We start from the raw sequence: 15285 nt of genomic DNA, 5'->3' as shown, positions 1-15285 counted from the left end.
GACCAGGCCCGGCGTGCCGAGCACGATGCGTCGTACGCTGCTCAGCTGCGCCTGGGCGCTGCTCGCCGCCTGCACGACGGCGTTGTGCACCACGCCCACCGGGTCGTCGGTGTCCCGGGTCGACTGTTCCACCCGGCCGATGACGGCACCGGTGATGTCGGCGCACGCGGCCACCACCCGGTCCGGCCCGACGTCCACGCCAACCACGTGCGCGCTGCCCGGGCGGACGGCGTAGAGCTGGGCGTTCGGCCCGCGCCCGCCGGCCTGCTCGCCGACCCGCGCCACGAGGCCGCGCTCCTCCAGCCGCTCGACCAGTTGCGAGGCGGTGACCTTCGACAGCCCGGTCAGCTCGCCGAGTCGAGCCCGGGTCAGCGGGCCGCGCTCAAGGAGCAGCTCCAGTGCGGCACGGTCGTTGAGCGCCCGCAACAGGCGGGGGGTGCCGGGCAGCCGGGTCGCACTCATGACACGTCCTCTAGTTTTAGTAAACTTTGCTAACTGTAAACCAACCTGCGAACGGGTAGCCGTAGCGTAACGGCCACCCGGCGGTGGGACGCTCGGCCAAGTCGGTAGGGCCAGGACCACCACCGGTACGACGTTTCGTGCCCGCGGGACACCGAAGGGGGAAGATCACGTGGGGTTGGATCCAGGACTGCGCCGGCTGGCGCTGGGCACGCTCCTCGCCGCGTACCCGGGACCGGTCCCGCCGGACTGGGCGGTCGACCTGCTGGCCGACGGCCTGGCCGGGCACACCCTGTTCGGCACCAACGTGCACGACCCCGCCCAGGTGGCGGCGAGCACCGCCGCGCTGCGCGCCGGTCGGCCGGACGCGCTGATCGCCATCGACGAGGAAGGCGGCGACGTGACCCGGCTGGCGCACGCCACCGGCAGCCCGTACCCCGGCAACGCCGCCCTCGGTGCGATCGGCGACGTGGCACTCACCCGGCGGGTCTACCAGGCGATCGGCGCCGAACTGGCCGCGCTCGGCATCACCGTCAACCTCGCCCCCACAGTCGACGTCAACACCGCCGACGACAACCCGGTGATCGGCACCCGGTCCTTCGGCGCGGATCCGGTGCGGGTGGCCGCCCACTCGGCCGCCGCCGTGACCGGGTTGCAGGCCGCCGGCGTGGCCGCCTGCGCCAAACACTTCCCCGGGCACGGCGCCACCGTCAAGGACTCCCACCACGAGCTGCCCACCGTGGACGCCGCGCTGAGCCTGCTCCGCCAGCGGGACCTACCGCCGTTCGCGGCCGTCGTCGCCGCCGGCGCTCGCGCCGTGATGACCGCGCACATCCGGGTGCCGGCACTCACCGGCGCCGACCCGGCCACCTTCAGCCGCGCCGTCCTGGTCGACCTGCTGCGCACCGAGTACGGCTTCACCGGCACCGTCATCACCGACGCGCTGGAGATGAAGGGGGCCGCGGTGGCCGCCGGCGGCGTCGGGCCGGCCGCGGTCCGGGCCCTGAGCGCGGGCGCCGACCTGCTCTGCATCGGCGCGCGGGTCGACGCCGAGCTGGTCGAACGGGTGGCCGCCGAGATCGTCGACGCGCTCGCCGACGGCCGGCTCGCGATGGCCCGGGTCGAGGAGGCCGCCGGTCGCGCCGCCGATCTCGCCGCCTGGACCCGGGCCGCCAGCGGGTCGCCGGGCACCGAGGACGCCGACCTGGGGTACGCGGCGGCGCGCCGGGCGATCCGGGTGGACGGCCTGCTCACCGGCCTGGACCAGGCACTGGTGGTGCAACTGCACACCGAGTCGACGATCGCCGAGGGCCGGGTGCCGTGGGGCCTCGGTCCGCACCTGGACGGGGTGCCGGAAATCCGGGTGATCGCCACCGAGACCGACCCGGCCACGCTGCGCGGGTTGGCCGGCGACCGTCCCATCGTGCTGGTCGGGCGACACCTGCACCGGCTGCCCGGCGGCCCAGAGCTGATCGCCGACCTGGCCGCGCAGCACCCGGTGACAGTGGTGGAGATGGGCTGGCCGGCGCAGTGGCGGCCAGCGGGTGTCCGCGCCTTCGTCACCACCTACGGAGCGAGCCACGCCAACGGTCGCGCTGCCGCCGAGGCGCTCGGCCTGGCCGGCTGAGCCATCCGTTCCCCGATCGGTGCTCGACCTCATTCGCACGCTCCGTCACTGACCCGCCGACCCGCTCGATCGAGCGAAGAAGCAGGTCAAGTCCACTTCTCGACACTCCGAACCGACAGCTTCAACCTTGCCCCAAGCCTCCTCGATACGTAGCGTGATCGACACGTAGCGGCTCGCCCACTGCGGCGGCCGTTACACCCGGAACCGGGGCCTGGGGGGAGGTTGCGGACCGTGGATCCGGCCCGGGATCCACGGTCCGCGCCCAATGCCGGCTCAGCCACGGACCCATCCGCGCCGATCTTGCAGTTTCGGTCGTCGAGATGCGGGCCAATGCCCGCTATGTCGCAACAGAAAACGCAAGATCGCGGGCCGCTTGGGCTGGGGGCGCGGGTCAGCGCGGATAGACCCCGTACGCGCGCCAGCCCCGGTCCGGGAACCCCGCCGCTTCGGCGACCCGGGCCGAGGCGTGATTGTCCCGCTCGTGCAGGTAGGTGGGCACCGCACCCTCGTCGAGCACCCGCCGTGCCGCCTGGGCCACCAGTCGACGGGCGAGGCCGCGCCCCTGGGCGGCCGGCACGGTGCCAACTGCCAACTCGTGCCCGTACGCGTCGTGTCGTTTGATCCCGGCACCGGCCAGGTAGGCGCCGTCCGGGGCACGGACCACGAGCACCGGCCGATCGAAGAGCCGCAGCCAGGGCGGCAGCCCGGCAGCTGTCGGCTCGGTCCACTCCCCCACATCGGGCAGCGGCGCGGGGGCCACGCTCCACCGGAAGGGGCCGTCGTGTACGCAGAACTCGGGCCGGCCGACGGCCTCCGGCAGCGCGGCGAGCAGGCGGTTCGGCGTACGGCTGACCAGCGCGCGGATCGCCGCCACGCGGTCCGGCGCCACGGAGAGCACGGCGCTACGCCCGGTGTCCACGGCGAGCGCGGGGCGCAGTCGGCCGTCCCAGGCCGGTTTGGCCCGTCGCTGCGAGGCGACCACGTGCAACCCCGGCCCGGCCGGCCACTGGCCGAGCCAGCTGGCCAGGTGCAGGTGAAGTCGCCGGTCGAGCATGCGCACCTCCCCGGTCACCCGACCCGTCGTGGATCACCGTACGCCCGGACGGCGGGGCCGGGCGCAGGATACGTCAGAGCCGAGTGGGCAAGGGGTACGGGAACCAGTAGCACAAATCGACCGTCATATGTATTTCCATACCTGGACACCTTTCTTTGGGACGGTGAACGCATGCCGATTCAGCCGAACGACCAGTACGAGCAGGACCCCGAGCGACTCTGGCGGGCGGCGGAGGCCGTCGGCGGCAATCCGCCCCAGCCGCGCTACCGGAACCCCCGGACGATCGGCAGCGGCGACCAGGTCGGTCTCGACCGCTGCCTTCTCCAGGCCGAGGTCGGTGAGCACACCAGCGCCGTCCTCCTGTTCGAGCAGGGCGAGCAGGAGGTGCTCGGTGCCGATGTAGTTGTGCCCGAGACGCAGCGCCTCCCGGAAGGTCAGCTCCAACGCCTTCTTGCCGCGTGCGTCGTACGGGATGAGGTCCGGGACCTGCTCGGACCGCGGCGGGAGGACGGCTGCGACCGCCTCGCGCACCGCCTCGGGAGTGACCCCGCGACCGGCCATCACCCTGGCGGCCAGCGCGTCCGGCTCGGCGAGCAGGCCCAGCACCAGGTGCTCGGGGCCGATCTCGACGTTGCCGCTGGCGCGGGCCTCCTCCTGGGAGGCCATCACGACGTTGCGGGCGCGCGGGGTGAACCGGCCGAAGCCGGCGTTGGGGTCGAGCGCGGCCGCGTCGGTCGCCTTCGGCACGAAGCGCTTCTGGGCGGCCTGCTTGGTGACCCCCATGCTGCGGCCGATGTCGGTCCAGGAGGCGCCCGAGCGCCGGGCCTGGTCGACGAAGTGCCCGATCAGATGGTCGGCGACCTCACCGAGGTGGTCGGCGACGAGCACCGCGTCGGTGAGCTGGTCGAGCGCGTCGGTGTGCAGCTTCTTGATCGACTGAATGAGGTCGTCGAGCTTCAGCGCGTTACTCATCTCGCTGGGTTCCGTCATGCGTCAACTATAGGTTGACGACCCCCCTGCGTCAACGCTGGGTTGACGATCCTGTCTCCGGTCACGCACCCGTCCGGGCGTACTCCGGTAGGCGTCGGGCGACGGACGCCGGGGACGGCATGGCGGCGATCTCCTCGGCGACCGCGCGGGCCGCGTCGCGCTGCGCGCCGGTGCCGTGCCGGGGCAGCAGCCGGTGGACCTGCTCGGCGACCGCAGCAGCGTCCACCTCCCCGGGGAGGAGCCGAAGACCCAGCCCGGCGGCGGCGAGCACCTCCGCGTTGGCGAACTGGTCCGCGCCCTGCGGCAACAACAGCTGGGGTACGCCCGCCGCGACCGCGCCGAGCGTGGTGCCACTGCCCCCGTGGTGCACCACCACGTCGACCAGCGGCAGCAGCTCCGCCTGCGACACCCACCGGTGGACGCTGACCTGGTCGGGAATCTCGCCCAGCTGTTCCACCGGCACCCGGCCGGCCGCGACCACCACCTGCGCGTCCAGCGCCGCCAGACCGGCGATGGCGGTGCGCAGCAGCTCCGGCGTGCCGAACGCGGTACCGAGGGTCAGATAGATCAACGGGCGGGGGGTCCGACGGCTCACCCGCTCGGGCAGCGGAGCCGGCGTCGAGAAGGCGACCGGTCGCAGCTCGATCCGGCGTTCGGTGGCAAGGAAGTCCTTGTCCTGCAGCGACGGCGGCCAGATGTCCAGGTGCGGTCGACCGACGACCTCGGCGTTCCTGGTGGGCAGCTCCAGACCGATGCCCTCGGGAAACATCCGGCCGAACCCGTGCCACAGACCCGGGATGCCAGCCCGGTGGGCCGCCACCGCCGCTCCCGGCAACCCCCACTCGTGCACCACCAGGTCCGGCCGCAGGCGCGCCAACTCCGGTGCGAGGTCCTCGGCGTACACCTCGTAGAAGGCGTCGCCGGGACGGAACGGCCGCAGGCCGTGCGCGGCCAGTGGCGCGTGCACCTCCGTACCGGCGGCGAAGTGGACCTCGTGCCCGGCGTCCCGGGCGGCGATCGCCAGCGGGATCAACGGATACGTGTGACCGACTGACGCAAGACTGGCGAACAGCACGCGCATGGCGTCGGACCCTACCCGCCACACCGGGGCCCCGTCGCCGGCCCATATACCGTGGGCTCCGGTCGAACGCGGTCACCGGCGGGAAGGGCGGGTCATGCGTCTGCACGTGGGGTGCGCGATGTGGAGTCACCGGTCGTGGCCGGGCCACCGGCTGCCGCCCACGGAGCGCCTGCGGCACTACGCCAGCTGGTGCGACGCGGTGGAGGGCAACACCACGTTCTACGCGACCCCGACCCGGGACACCGTCGCCTCGTGGGCCGCCCAGACGAGCTCCGACTTCCGCTTCGTCCTGAAGCTCCCCAAGGTCATCACACACGAACGGCGGCTCACCGACGTCGGCGAACCGCTGCGCGCCTTCCTGGACGCGATCGAACCGCTCGGCCCGCGCGCCCACGCCCTCTGGATCCAGCTACCCGGCTCGTTCGCGCCCGGCGACGTCCCGACCCTGGGCCGTTTCCTGCAGCAGCTTCCGCAGTCCCACCGGTACGCGGTGGAGGTCCGCCATCCCGCGTTCTTCACCGACGCCCACCCGGCCCGACTGCTCGGGGCGACCCTCGCCGCCGCCAACGCCGAATGGATCCCCTTCGACACCACCGCCTTCTTCGCCAGCCCACCAACCAGCGACGCGGAACGGGACGCCTGGACCAAGAAACCGCGCGTGCCGCTGCGATCGCTCGCGCTCACCGACCGGCCGATCGTGCGCTACCTCGGTCGCGACGACCCGACGCGCACCGTCGAGGGATGGCAGCGCTGGATCGACGTGACAGTCACCTGGCTGCACGAGGGGCGCTCCCCGACGGTGTTCATCCACACCCCGGACAACGCCGACGCACCGGCGCTCGCCCGCCGGTTCCACGACGAGGTACGGGCGCGCGTACCGGGACTCGCCGCGTTGCCCGAGCCGATCCCGGTCGAGCCGCTGACCCTGTTCTGACCGGGACCGCTCAGCCCTGCTGGTCGAGCAGTTCGTCGAGGTGGGTCGCCGTGCTGATCAGCGACAGATGGCTGAACGCCTGCGGGAAGTTGCCGATCTGCTCGCCGGTCGGCGCGATCTCCTCGGAGTAGAGGCCCAGCGGGTTGCTGTAGGTGAGCATCTTCTCGAACGTCAACCGGGCGTCGTCGACTCGGCCGGCCAGCGCGAGCGCCTGCACGTACCAGAAGGTGCACATGTTGAACGTGCCCTCGGTGCCGGCGAGACCGTCCGGCGACGCGCTCGGGTCGTAGCGGTAGACCAGGCTGTCGGAGACCAGACCGGTGTCCATGGCGCGCAGCGTCGACTCCCACATCGGATCGGTGGGCGAGATGAAGTTCAGCCCCGGCATCGCCAGCAACGAGGCGTCCAGGATGTCCGAACCGTAGTGCTGCACGAACGCGCGTCGCCCACTGTGGAAACCACGGGTCATGACCTGCTCGTAGATGGCGTCACGCTCGGCGGACCAGCGGGCGATGTCGCCGGGGCGGCCCCGGCGTCGCGCGATGCGGATGGCCCGGTCCAGCGCGACCCAGGACAACACCCGGCCGTACGTGAAGTCCTGCCGACCGGACCGGGTCTCCCAGATGCCGTCCTCGGGTTGGTTCCAGTGCTCACAGAGCCAGTCCATCAACCCGGCCGTCTTGCGCCACCCGTCGTACGGCGCGATCAGGCCGTTGCGGTCGGCCAGCTCCAACGAGACGAGCGCCTCGCCGTAGATGTCGAGTTGGAGTTGGCCGGCCGCGCCGTTGCCGATCCGCACCGGCGCCGAGCCGCGGTATCCCTCCAGGTGGCCCAGCACCTCCTCGGGGAGGTCCGGTGAGCCGTCGATGCGGTACATGATCTGCAGGGGCATGGCGCCGTCGCGTGCCTCACGGATGCGCGCGTTGAGCCAGAGCAGATACTTCTGGGCCTCGTCGGTGAAGCCCAGGCGCAGCAACGCGTGCACGGAGAAGGACGCGTCCCGGATCCAGGTGTAGCGGTAGTCCCAGTTCCGCTGCCCGCCGATCTGCTCGGGGAGCCCCGCGGTGGGCGCGGCGACCAGGGCGCCGGTCGGCGCGTACGTCATCAGCTTGAGGGTCATCGCCGACCGCTCGACCACCTCCCGCCAGCGGCCCTTGTAGCGGGAACCACCCACCCACCGTCGCCAGTGGTCACGGGTCTCGGCGAGCAGGTCGCACGCCTGCTCGGTGCTGAGTGCGCGGGGCGCGCGCGGGGCGCCGACCGTCTCCAGGGCAACCCCGCCGATGTCGCCCGCGTGCAGCGTGAACCGCGCGGACACGCCGTCGGCGTCGCGGTGGAAGTCCCCCACGTGGAACGCCCGCTCCACGTCCTTGAACGCGGCGAGGCTGAAGGTCAGCGTCGGGCTCCGGAAGAGGTCACCCTCGGGGTGCACCTCCAGCTCGAACGGATCGCGCCCGTAGTTGAACCGTGGGCGGCACTGGACGCGGAACCGCATGGTCCCCCGCACCATCCGGACCAGCCGGATCAACCGGTGCTCATCGGTGGCCTGCGCTCCCGTCACGGGCATGAAGTCCAGCAGCTCACCGACACCGTCGGCGGTGTGGAAGCGGGTGATCAGGATTGGTGTGCCGGGCAGGTAGAGCTGTTTGCTCGTGTAGTCGACACCGTCGGGCGAGAGCTGGAAGTGGCCTCCGTTGCGGCGGTCCAGCAGCGCGCCGAAGACGCTCGGCGAGTCGAAGCGGGGCGCGCAGAACCAGTCGACAGTGCCGTCCGTGCTGATCAGTGCGGCGGTCTGCAGATCACCGATCAGACCGTGGTTCTCGACTGCCGGGTAGCTCTCCACGCTGTCCCCCGCCACTCGTACGGGCAATGGCGGGGACTACCCGTGAGCTGACGAAAGATGCCGCCCGTCGGTGTCGGTTCCGGCCCGGGACGACGCGTACCGTCGACATCACCCCGTCCCGGCACCACCGCCATCGACGAGAGGACAACCCATGAGCCTGCGCGGATTTGCCACACTCAACATCTGGGCGGACGACGTGGCAGCGGCCACACGATGGTACGCGGATCTCCTCGGCGTCGAGGCGTACTTCATGCGCCCGGGCCCCGACGGACGCCCGGCCTACACCGAGTTCCGCATCGGGGACTACCAGGCCGAGCTGGGCATCATCGACCGCAGGTTCGGGCCGGCCGGCGCGGCGAGCGGGCCCGGCGGCGTGGTGATGCACTGGCACGTCGACGACCTCGATGCGACCGTCGAGCGGCTGTTGGCGATGGGCGCCACCGAGTACCAACCGATCACCGCGCACGGGGACGGCGGGTTCATCACCGCGTCGGTGGTCGACCCGTTCGGCAACGTGCTGGGTGTCATGCAGAACCCGCACTACCTCGACGTCCTCGCCGCATTGAAGGCGAAATGACGGTTAGTGGGCGGGATTCGGGGTGTGCGGTAGTTTGCCCAGCTGACGCCAGTTCGTCTCGGCGACGTCGACGCCGTAGTGCTTGGCCGCGGCGAGGATGTTCTGAAAGGCCAGGTCGCGGTCGGCGTCGGTGACGCCCTGCACCTGGTCGAACCGGGCGATGGCGTTGCGGACGTGACCCGCGTCGGTCATCGGCTCCTTGCGTTTCCCGGGGAACGCGAAGACGCTTTCCGGCAGCTCGCGCTTGTCCTTGTCCGACAGGGTGCCGTGCTTCTCGTGGGGCTTCCAGGTTGATGTCATCGCCCAGCATTACCCGCACGCGGCCCGGTAGCACCTCCGGAGCCGGCATTATCCGGACGATCGCCACCGACAAGATCCATACCATGCCGGCACCACCGGGTGGAGCCGAAGCCCTTCGCTGGCTGTCCTTTGTGGAGTGCGAGCATTGCCGGCATGGATATTTACGAGGATTCCCGTACGGTGTCCCGCTCCGACCTGGCCGCCTGGCTGCGCCAGCTGGCGAACCAGCTGGAGTCTGACGGGCGGCTCTTCTACGGCGCGGCCGGCGCGGTGACCGTCGCGGACACGGTGCGCTGCGAGCTGGAGATCGAACGGGAGAGCGAGACGGAGGTGTCCGTCGAGATCGAGTTCTCCTGGACCGAACCGGCGCGCGTCACGGTGGCCGACGAGCAGGAGCCCGCCAAGGACGCCGAGGCCGCCGAGCCGGCCGAGACCACGCCGGAGCCCGCCAGCTAGCGACGTCGGCGGCGCCGAGCCGGGCGCCGGACCTGTGACAACTCGGGCTGTCACGAGCAGCCGGGGGCCAGGCCCGTGTCGGCCTGGCCCCCGGGGTCTGGTCGGTCAGCTACGCAGCGTCCACTGCTGGTTCGTGCCGCCGTTGCAGGACCAGAGGATGATCTTGGTGCCGTTGGCGGTGGCAGCGCCATTGGCGTCGAGGCAGAGCCCGGACTGGGCGTTCGTGATGGTGCCGTTGGCGTTGACGTTCCACTGCTGGTTCGCACCGCCGTGGCAGTCCCAGATGATGACCGCGGTGCCGTTGGCCGTGCCGGCCCCGGAGGCGTCCAGGCACTTGTTGCCGTACACGGTCAACTGCTTGCTGGCGGTCTGGGTCCACCGCTGGTTGCTGGCGGTGGAGCAGTCCCAGAGCTGGGTCTGGGTGCCGTTGGTGGTCGAGGAGTTGGGCACCTCGACACAGCGGCCGGACTGGCCACCCACGAGCTGCCCGTTGCCCGTACCGCTGCCACCGCCCTGCTGCTGCCGGACGATCGACGTCGACTCGGCCGACCGGTTGCCCTGGGCGTCGACGACGTAGAGCCGGTACTCGCCCTGGGTGCTCGGCACGGCGATGGACGTCGCGGTGCCGGACGCCCTGGTCATCGTCGCGCCGGCGGTGAAGGTGGTGGTGCCGTACGGAGCCAGCCAGACCGACTTGGCGGCGTCGCCGGTGCTGCGAATCGGGATCGACGCGGTGGCACTGGTGACGAAGGTGCTGGCCGGCAGCACGTAGTTCGGCGCGGAGAAATTGCTCGCCGGAATGATGTCCCGGTACGCGTCCTCCAGACCGGAATTCGCGGCGATTCCGTACGCCGTGGCCGGCCAGACATAATCCGAGGAGACGATGATGTCGCCGATCGTGCTGTTCGGCAGGTTCTTGTTCGAGACCTTGTTGATCGGCCCGTAGATCTGCGTGATGCTCAGGTCGTGCTTCCGCCCGAAGTCGTCTGAGTTGATCATCCAGGTGACGTTCTTGTCGATGCTCAGGACATTGTCCCGGAAGGTGATGAACGCCGATCCCTCATCCGGGTGCAGGCCGTACTTGTGGCCGGACGGAACACCCTGGAGGTAGTTGTTGGTGATGGTCGTTCCGGGCTGACTACCGAGCGTGTAAATGGGCGCTGTGTCGCTGAGTCGCTGCACCGTGTCGATGATGTGGTTGTAGCTGATGGTGTTGTTGCGCGCCGTCGTGGTCGGTCGGTTCGGCACGATCGAGCCCGACGATCCGTCGAAGTTCCACCAGCCCCAGCCGAGCGTGATGCCGGACCACGGGGCTTTCTCGATCCGGTTGCGCTGGATGGTGAGGGTGTCGGCGAAGTACGCCGAGATCGGGCTGTGCCCGTTGAACAGCACCGCGCTGTCGTACAGGTAGTTGTTCTTGATGTCGATGTTCTTCGGCAGCCCCTCGACCGACGCGGAGTACTTCTCCCGGTTGGTCGACGTGCCGTCTCCGATGTAGACGTGCTGGGGATGGCCGACATTGATGGCCGACCCGGCGATGTCGTTGGTGGCGTTCCCGATCAACTGAGTGCCCTGCACGTCGTTGACCATGCTGATCCCGTCGGCGCCGGTGTGCTCGATCCGGTTGCGTTGCAGCAGGAGGCCGTCGGCGTTCTGGATCTGGACGATGGCGGGGGTGACATCCACGTTGCGGTAGTAGTAGACGTGGAAGTTGCCCTTCGCGTACACCTGCGCGCCGAGGTTGCCCTGCTGCGCCTGCTTGAAGGACGATCCGGCGACGTTGAACAGATTCCAGTCCGAGTGCCGCACCGTCAGCCCGGAGAACGTGATGTTGCGGGCATGGCTGGTCGTCGAGGTGCCGGCGACGCGGAGCACCGTGGTGACGTTGTTCGGCGCGTAGACCGTCGCTGTCGACATGTTCTCGGCACTGGCCTTGTAGTAGTAGACCGTCTTGGTGCCCTTGTCGAAGTAGAACTCGCCGGGCGCGTCCAGGAACTCGTACGCGTTCATGAGCTTGTGGGTGCCGCCGACCTGGGCGTTGCCGTTGAACGCGCCCTGGGCGATGGCCGCACCTGGTTGCTGGAAGAGGGCGACCCGGTTCGCGCCGTCGGTGGTCACCTGCCGGACGCCGACGATGGCCGTGGTCCAGGTCGTGCCCGTCTCGATCTCGATGTCGTCCTGGTTGCGCGCGATGGCGGGGAAGTCGTTCTGGTTGTACCTGGCGCCGTCGCACTGCGACCCCGACTCCCAGGCCCACGCGGCCTGGCCGGCCGTGATGTTGTACGTCCCGAAGCACCCGCCCGAGCTGACCGTCTTGGTCGCAATGACCGCGCGCTTGTCGTTGACGTACAGCGCCCGCAGCTTGTTGGCGCGGTCGAGGGGCGCCTTCCAGATGTTGCCGCTGTGCTGGGTCCACCCGGTCACCTGGACGCCACCGTCAAGGATCGGCTTCTCGTTGGAGTAGGCCCCGTAGCTGACCCGGAATCCGTTGGTGCCGGAGTCGCTCGCCCCGAATTCGATCGTGCTGCTCACCGGATAGGTGCCGCCACGGAGATAGACGTTGATGTCGCCGGTCATGTTCGCGCTTATCGGGCGGACGACGTCCCGGGCCCGTTGAATCGTCTTGAACGGGGACTGCAACGTGCCTGGGTTGGCGTCGTTGCCGTCCGGGGCCACATAGTAGGTCGCCTGGACTGCGGCCGAGGCCGGCAGTTGGTGTGCCAGCACGGCCGGCAGTGTGGCGGCGACAAGCGTCGCCACCGCCAACAATGACGTTCGCGCGGTGGATATGGCTGACTTCACGTCTGTTCCTCTCACTGGTCGTCGACGTGTGGGTGCCCAATGCGGGTATCGAGCGACGAGTACGGAACAGGGACGCCACCAAGGCCGGCGGGGACTTTCGTCGCCCCGATCGCACTCTTTGTTAACCGCCCCGAAATTCTTAGTGGGAGCGTAGGTCACACGTCTGACCAATGCAACCGTCAATTGGGGGGCGTCTATGCCTAAATGTACCCGGACCGGGCAGATCGGCCAGAGTACTCGGGCACCCCCGGGTGCGTCGTCCGACGAATCAGCGCCGACGAGCTACCCCTCGCCGAATGTCGGTGCCACCAACTACGCCGACTCGGGACGCGGCCGCGGGCGCGCGGCGCGCTGACCGGCCACGACCGTTCAGGGTGGTCCAGGCCCGCCGGTTAGGTGGCGCAGGTGGCACGACGCGCCTTTGGAGCTGAATCGTTTACGACATCACCTCCGCACGATTACCCACGACGCCGCCTCCGCACGATCACCCACGACAGCTCGACAGGCAGCCTCGCCGTCTGGGCCGAGGACTGCCTCCGCGCGATCCCCCACGACACCGCCTCCGCGCGGTCCCCTCGCGCGGGTTTGGTCGCGACACCACCCCCACGGGTTCCCTCACCTGATTCGTTTGCGGCATCAGCTCCATAGGCACTGCGGTACCGCGCCCCGCCCACACCGGCGGCCACGGAAGAGAGCCAACGGCCGCCGGCTGGGCCGGGCCGGGCCGGGCCGGGCCGGGCCGGGCGACGATCAGCCCACTCCCCGGCCCGATCAATCGAGGCGGCCAAGTCAACCGGCCCGCTCCGACCCGCCGCCGGTTCCATTCACGCCCGTTGCACCGAGCCGGGTCGCCGGCACAGCTGCCGACAGCGCCAGGTTCGGCACAGGCGACCCGGTGAGGCAATTGCCGCCCACGGGTCCACCCACGATCCCGAAAAGCTCCGAAAGTTTCGGCGACCCCGGAACCCGAGACGGTGCCCTGACTCTGCCCACGTCAGCCGCGCTGCACCCCAGCCAGGCGACCCAGCGCACCGGTGGTCGCACGAACCACGCATTGACTTACATGGATGTTCTGCTTACAGTCACCAACGAAATACCGAAAGTTTACCGAAAAGTAACCCGGAGGTCCGGCCGCCTTCCGCAGGTCGCCACGCAGCGATGGCGGGCGTCGATCCGTTCCTGCGGCAGATCAGGAGGAACCCCAGCGATGTCGCAGCTCGTCCTGTTCGCGATCGACATCTGCGCGGTGGCGCTGCTCGTCTTCGGGCTCTACTTCCCGCGGCACCGTCGGCGCGACCTGGTCGTCGCCTACCTGGGCGTCAACGTCGGCGTCCTCGCGGTGGCGAGCGCCTTGAGCGCCAGCGACGTCGGTGCCGGGCTCGGGCTGGGGCTGGCGCTGTTCGGGGTGCTCTCCATCATTCGACTTCGGTCGACGGAACTCGACCAGCACGAGGTCGCGTACTACTTCTCCGCTCTCGCACTGGGCATTCTCGGCGCGCTCAGCACCACCTCGGTCTGGCTCAGCGGAGGTCTGATGGCCCTCATCGTCGCGGTCATGTTCGTCGGTGACCACCGGCGGCTGCTCCGGCACTACCGGCACCAGATCATGGTGCTCGACTCCGCCGTCACCGATCACGTCGCTCTCGTCGCCCAGCTGGAGCAGCTGCTCAATGCCCGGGTGCACAATGCCATCGTCCAGCGACTCGACCTGGTCAACGAGACCACAGTGGTGGACGTCCGATACTCGGTCGCCCGGCGCAGCCCGGCGGCCGGCACCAGCAAGCGGGTACGGGTCGGAGCGCTCCAATGACCACACCACCGCTGGCGAGGTTGGCGCCGGTCACACTCGCCGAGGTGATCGACCGAGCGGCGCTGCAGTGCAGGGTGGACCGAAAGTACGTGATCACCGTGGACGAGCTGCCGCACCTGCTGGACCACCTCACCCCGTACGCCCGGGTGTTGGACATCGAGGGTGAGCGCACCTTCCGCTACGAGTCGGTGTACTTCGACACTCCCTGTCTGGCCAGCTACCACTGCGCCGCGTACCGACGGCGCAGGCGCTTCAAGGTACGGACCCGGACCTACCTCGACTCGGCTCAGTGCTGGCTGGAGGTGAAGATCAGCGGAGCGCGCGGGCGGGTCACCAAGCACCGACTGCCGTATCACGCCGAGGACCGCAGCACCGTCCGGTCCGGTCGCGGGTTCGTGAACGACGTCCTCGATCAGGAGGCGATCCTGACCGACCTCGCGGCCCGTCTCTTCGATCCGGTGCTGGTCACCACCTACCGTCGCGCCACCCTGCTGCTGCCGGCCACCGCGAGCCGGGTCACCATCGACACCGGGCTCACCTGGCAGGACGGTGACCGCGCGCTCCGGCTGCCCGGCATCGCTGTGGTCGAGACCAAGACCAGCTCGGCCCCGTCGCTTGTCGACCGGGCGCTGTGGCAGCGCGGGACCAGACCGGTCCGGATCTCGAAGTACGCCACCGGTCTCGCGGCCCTCCGCCTGGACCTCCCAGACGTGCCGTGGCGACGGACGCTACGCCGCCACTTCCGCGCCGTCCCGTCCTCGGCGCTGCCCGAGTTGACCGTTCCCCACCGATCAGAACAGGAGGCATCGTGCGCATGACCACCCGCAACACCGGTCTTCCAGTGGCGGCCTTTCGGGCCGCCGGGATCGCCGCCGCCACCGTGTTCGTCGCAGGCCTCCTCGTGGTGTCGTCGCCACAGGCCGGCGCCGAATCCGTCCCCGCCGCCCAGCCCGTCTCCGAGCTCCTCGCCGGCGCCCAGACCGCCGATGCGGCGGCGGCAGACGACCTGACCGGCGACATCACCTTCTCCGTGCCCAGCGGCACCTTCCAGGGGGAGGTGGCGGTGACGCTGGGCAGCACGATCAGCGGTGCCCAGATCCGCTACACCACCAACGGTCAGCCACCCACCGCCCAGTCGGCGCTCTATTCGGGCTCGGCGCTGCGCTTCACCCGCACCACCCAACTGCGGGCACAGGCGTTCGTCGGCCAGGCGCCAACGGGTGCGCCCGGCACCGCCATGTACGCCGCGCAGAACGTCACCACCGCCCACGACCTGCCGGTGGTACTTATCGACTCGTACGGTGCGGGCCGGCCGGACCGTGAGTACTTCGACTCCACCACCATGATCTTCG

General features: G+C 69.9%; 13 protein-coding genes and 1 pseudogene. 7 read left to right on the top strand and 7 right to left on the bottom strand.

The annotated features are described in order from the left end of the window. Positions 1 to 462 (bottom strand): helix-turn-helix domain-containing protein (locus KBX53_RS05220; protein ID WP_210857984.1); only part of this gene is annotated, 462 nt, incomplete at its 3' end. A 169-nt stretch (positions 463 to 631) separates the two neighbouring features. Here KBX53_RS05220 and KBX53_RS05215 point away from each other — a divergent pair. Continuing rightward, positions 632 to 2086: a glycoside hydrolase family 3 protein gene (locus KBX53_RS05215; RefSeq protein WP_030331125.1), complete on the top strand. Its 1455-nt coding sequence runs from the start codon at positions 632 to 634 to the stop codon at positions 2084 to 2086. A gap of 391 nt (positions 2087 to 2477) precedes the next feature. Here KBX53_RS05215 and KBX53_RS05210 read toward each other — a convergent pair whose 3' ends face one another. From KBX53_RS05210 to KBX53_RS05200, 3 genes and pseudogenes are all read right to left on the bottom strand, one after another. Next, positions 2478 to 3140, bottom strand: coding sequence for a GNAT family N-acetyltransferase (locus KBX53_RS05210; protein ID WP_210857987.1), 663 nt, complete (start codon positions 3138 to 3140; stop codon positions 2478 to 2480). Between the two features lie 306 nt (positions 3141 to 3446). Beyond that, positions 3447 to 4130 (bottom strand): annotated as a pseudogene (locus tag KBX53_RS05205) (Clp protease N-terminal domain-containing protein); the annotation flags it as partial. A gap of 61 nt (positions 4131 to 4191) precedes the next feature. Next, entirely contained in the window at positions 4192 to 5211 is a 1020-nt protein-coding gene (locus KBX53_RS05200; RefSeq protein ID WP_210857982.1) for a glycosyltransferase, read from the bottom strand. 118 nt (positions 5212 to 5329) lie between these two features. On the opposite strand from KBX53_RS05200, the gene KBX53_RS05195 reads away from it, so the two are divergent. Then, positions 5330 to 6145, top strand: coding sequence for a DUF72 domain-containing protein (locus KBX53_RS05195; RefSeq protein WP_210857986.1), 816 nt, complete (start codon positions 5330 to 5332; stop codon positions 6143 to 6145). A 10-nt stretch (positions 6146 to 6155) separates the two neighbouring features. Here KBX53_RS05195 and KBX53_RS05190 read toward each other — a convergent pair whose 3' ends face one another. Continuing rightward, entirely contained in the window at positions 6156 to 7988 is a 1833-nt protein-coding gene (locus KBX53_RS05190; protein WP_210857985.1) for a glycoside hydrolase family 15 protein, read from the bottom strand. A 151-nt stretch (positions 7989 to 8139) separates the two neighbouring features. Between KBX53_RS05190 and KBX53_RS05185 the strand changes: the two genes are divergently transcribed. Beyond that, a complete protein-coding gene (locus KBX53_RS05185) occupies positions 8140 to 8565 on the top strand; it encodes a VOC family protein (protein ID WP_210857981.1) in 426 nt (141 codons plus the stop codon). Positions 8566 to 8568: 3 nt separating this feature from the next. Here KBX53_RS05185 and KBX53_RS05180 read toward each other — a convergent pair whose 3' ends face one another. After that, a complete protein-coding gene (locus KBX53_RS05180; RefSeq protein ID WP_210857980.1) occupies positions 8569 to 8865 on the bottom strand; it encodes a DUF6582 domain-containing protein in 297 nt (98 codons plus the stop codon). Positions 8866 to 9018: 153 nt separating this feature from the next. Between KBX53_RS05180 and KBX53_RS05175 the strand changes: the two genes are divergently transcribed. Continuing rightward, on the top strand, positions 9019 to 9321 hold the full coding sequence (locus KBX53_RS05175; protein WP_210857979.1) for an amphi-Trp domain-containing protein: 303 nt from the start codon (positions 9019 to 9021) through the stop codon (positions 9319 to 9321). A gap of 105 nt (positions 9322 to 9426) precedes the next feature. Here KBX53_RS05175 and KBX53_RS05170 read toward each other — a convergent pair whose 3' ends face one another. Continuing rightward, positions 9427 to 12123, bottom strand: a complete 2697-nt coding sequence (locus tag KBX53_RS05170; RefSeq protein ID WP_210857978.1) for a ricin-type beta-trefoil lectin domain protein — start codon at positions 12121 to 12123, stop codon at positions 9427 to 9429. 1207 nt (positions 12124 to 13330) lie between these two features. On the opposite strand from KBX53_RS05170, the gene KBX53_RS05165 reads away from it, so the two are divergent. The 3 genes from KBX53_RS05165 to KBX53_RS05155 form a co-directional block, all read left to right on the top strand. After that, a complete protein-coding gene (locus tag KBX53_RS05165) occupies positions 13331 to 13933 on the top strand; it encodes a DUF4956 domain-containing protein (protein ID WP_030331150.1) in 603 nt (200 codons plus the stop codon). After that, the gene (locus tag KBX53_RS05160) at positions 13930 to 14751 is read left to right on the top strand and encodes a polyphosphate polymerase domain-containing protein (RefSeq protein ID WP_210857977.1); all 822 of its coding nucleotides are present in this window, start codon (positions 13930 to 13932) and stop codon (positions 14749 to 14751) included. Before KBX53_RS05165 ends, KBX53_RS05160 begins: the two co-directional genes overlap by 4 nt. Further along, positions 14748 to 15285, top strand: a 538-nt coding sequence (locus tag KBX53_RS05155) for a chitobiase/beta-hexosaminidase C-terminal domain-containing protein (RefSeq protein WP_247675133.1), incomplete at its 3' end; no start/stop codon positions are given. The genes KBX53_RS05160 and KBX53_RS05155, both read left to right, overlap by 4 nt.

Source organism: Micromonospora sp. M51, assembly GCF_018070305.1.
Classification (GTDB): Bacteria; Actinomycetota; Actinomycetes; order Mycobacteriales; family Micromonosporaceae; genus Micromonospora; species Micromonospora parva.
This window is presented reverse-complemented; position numbering and strand designations above follow the sequence as displayed.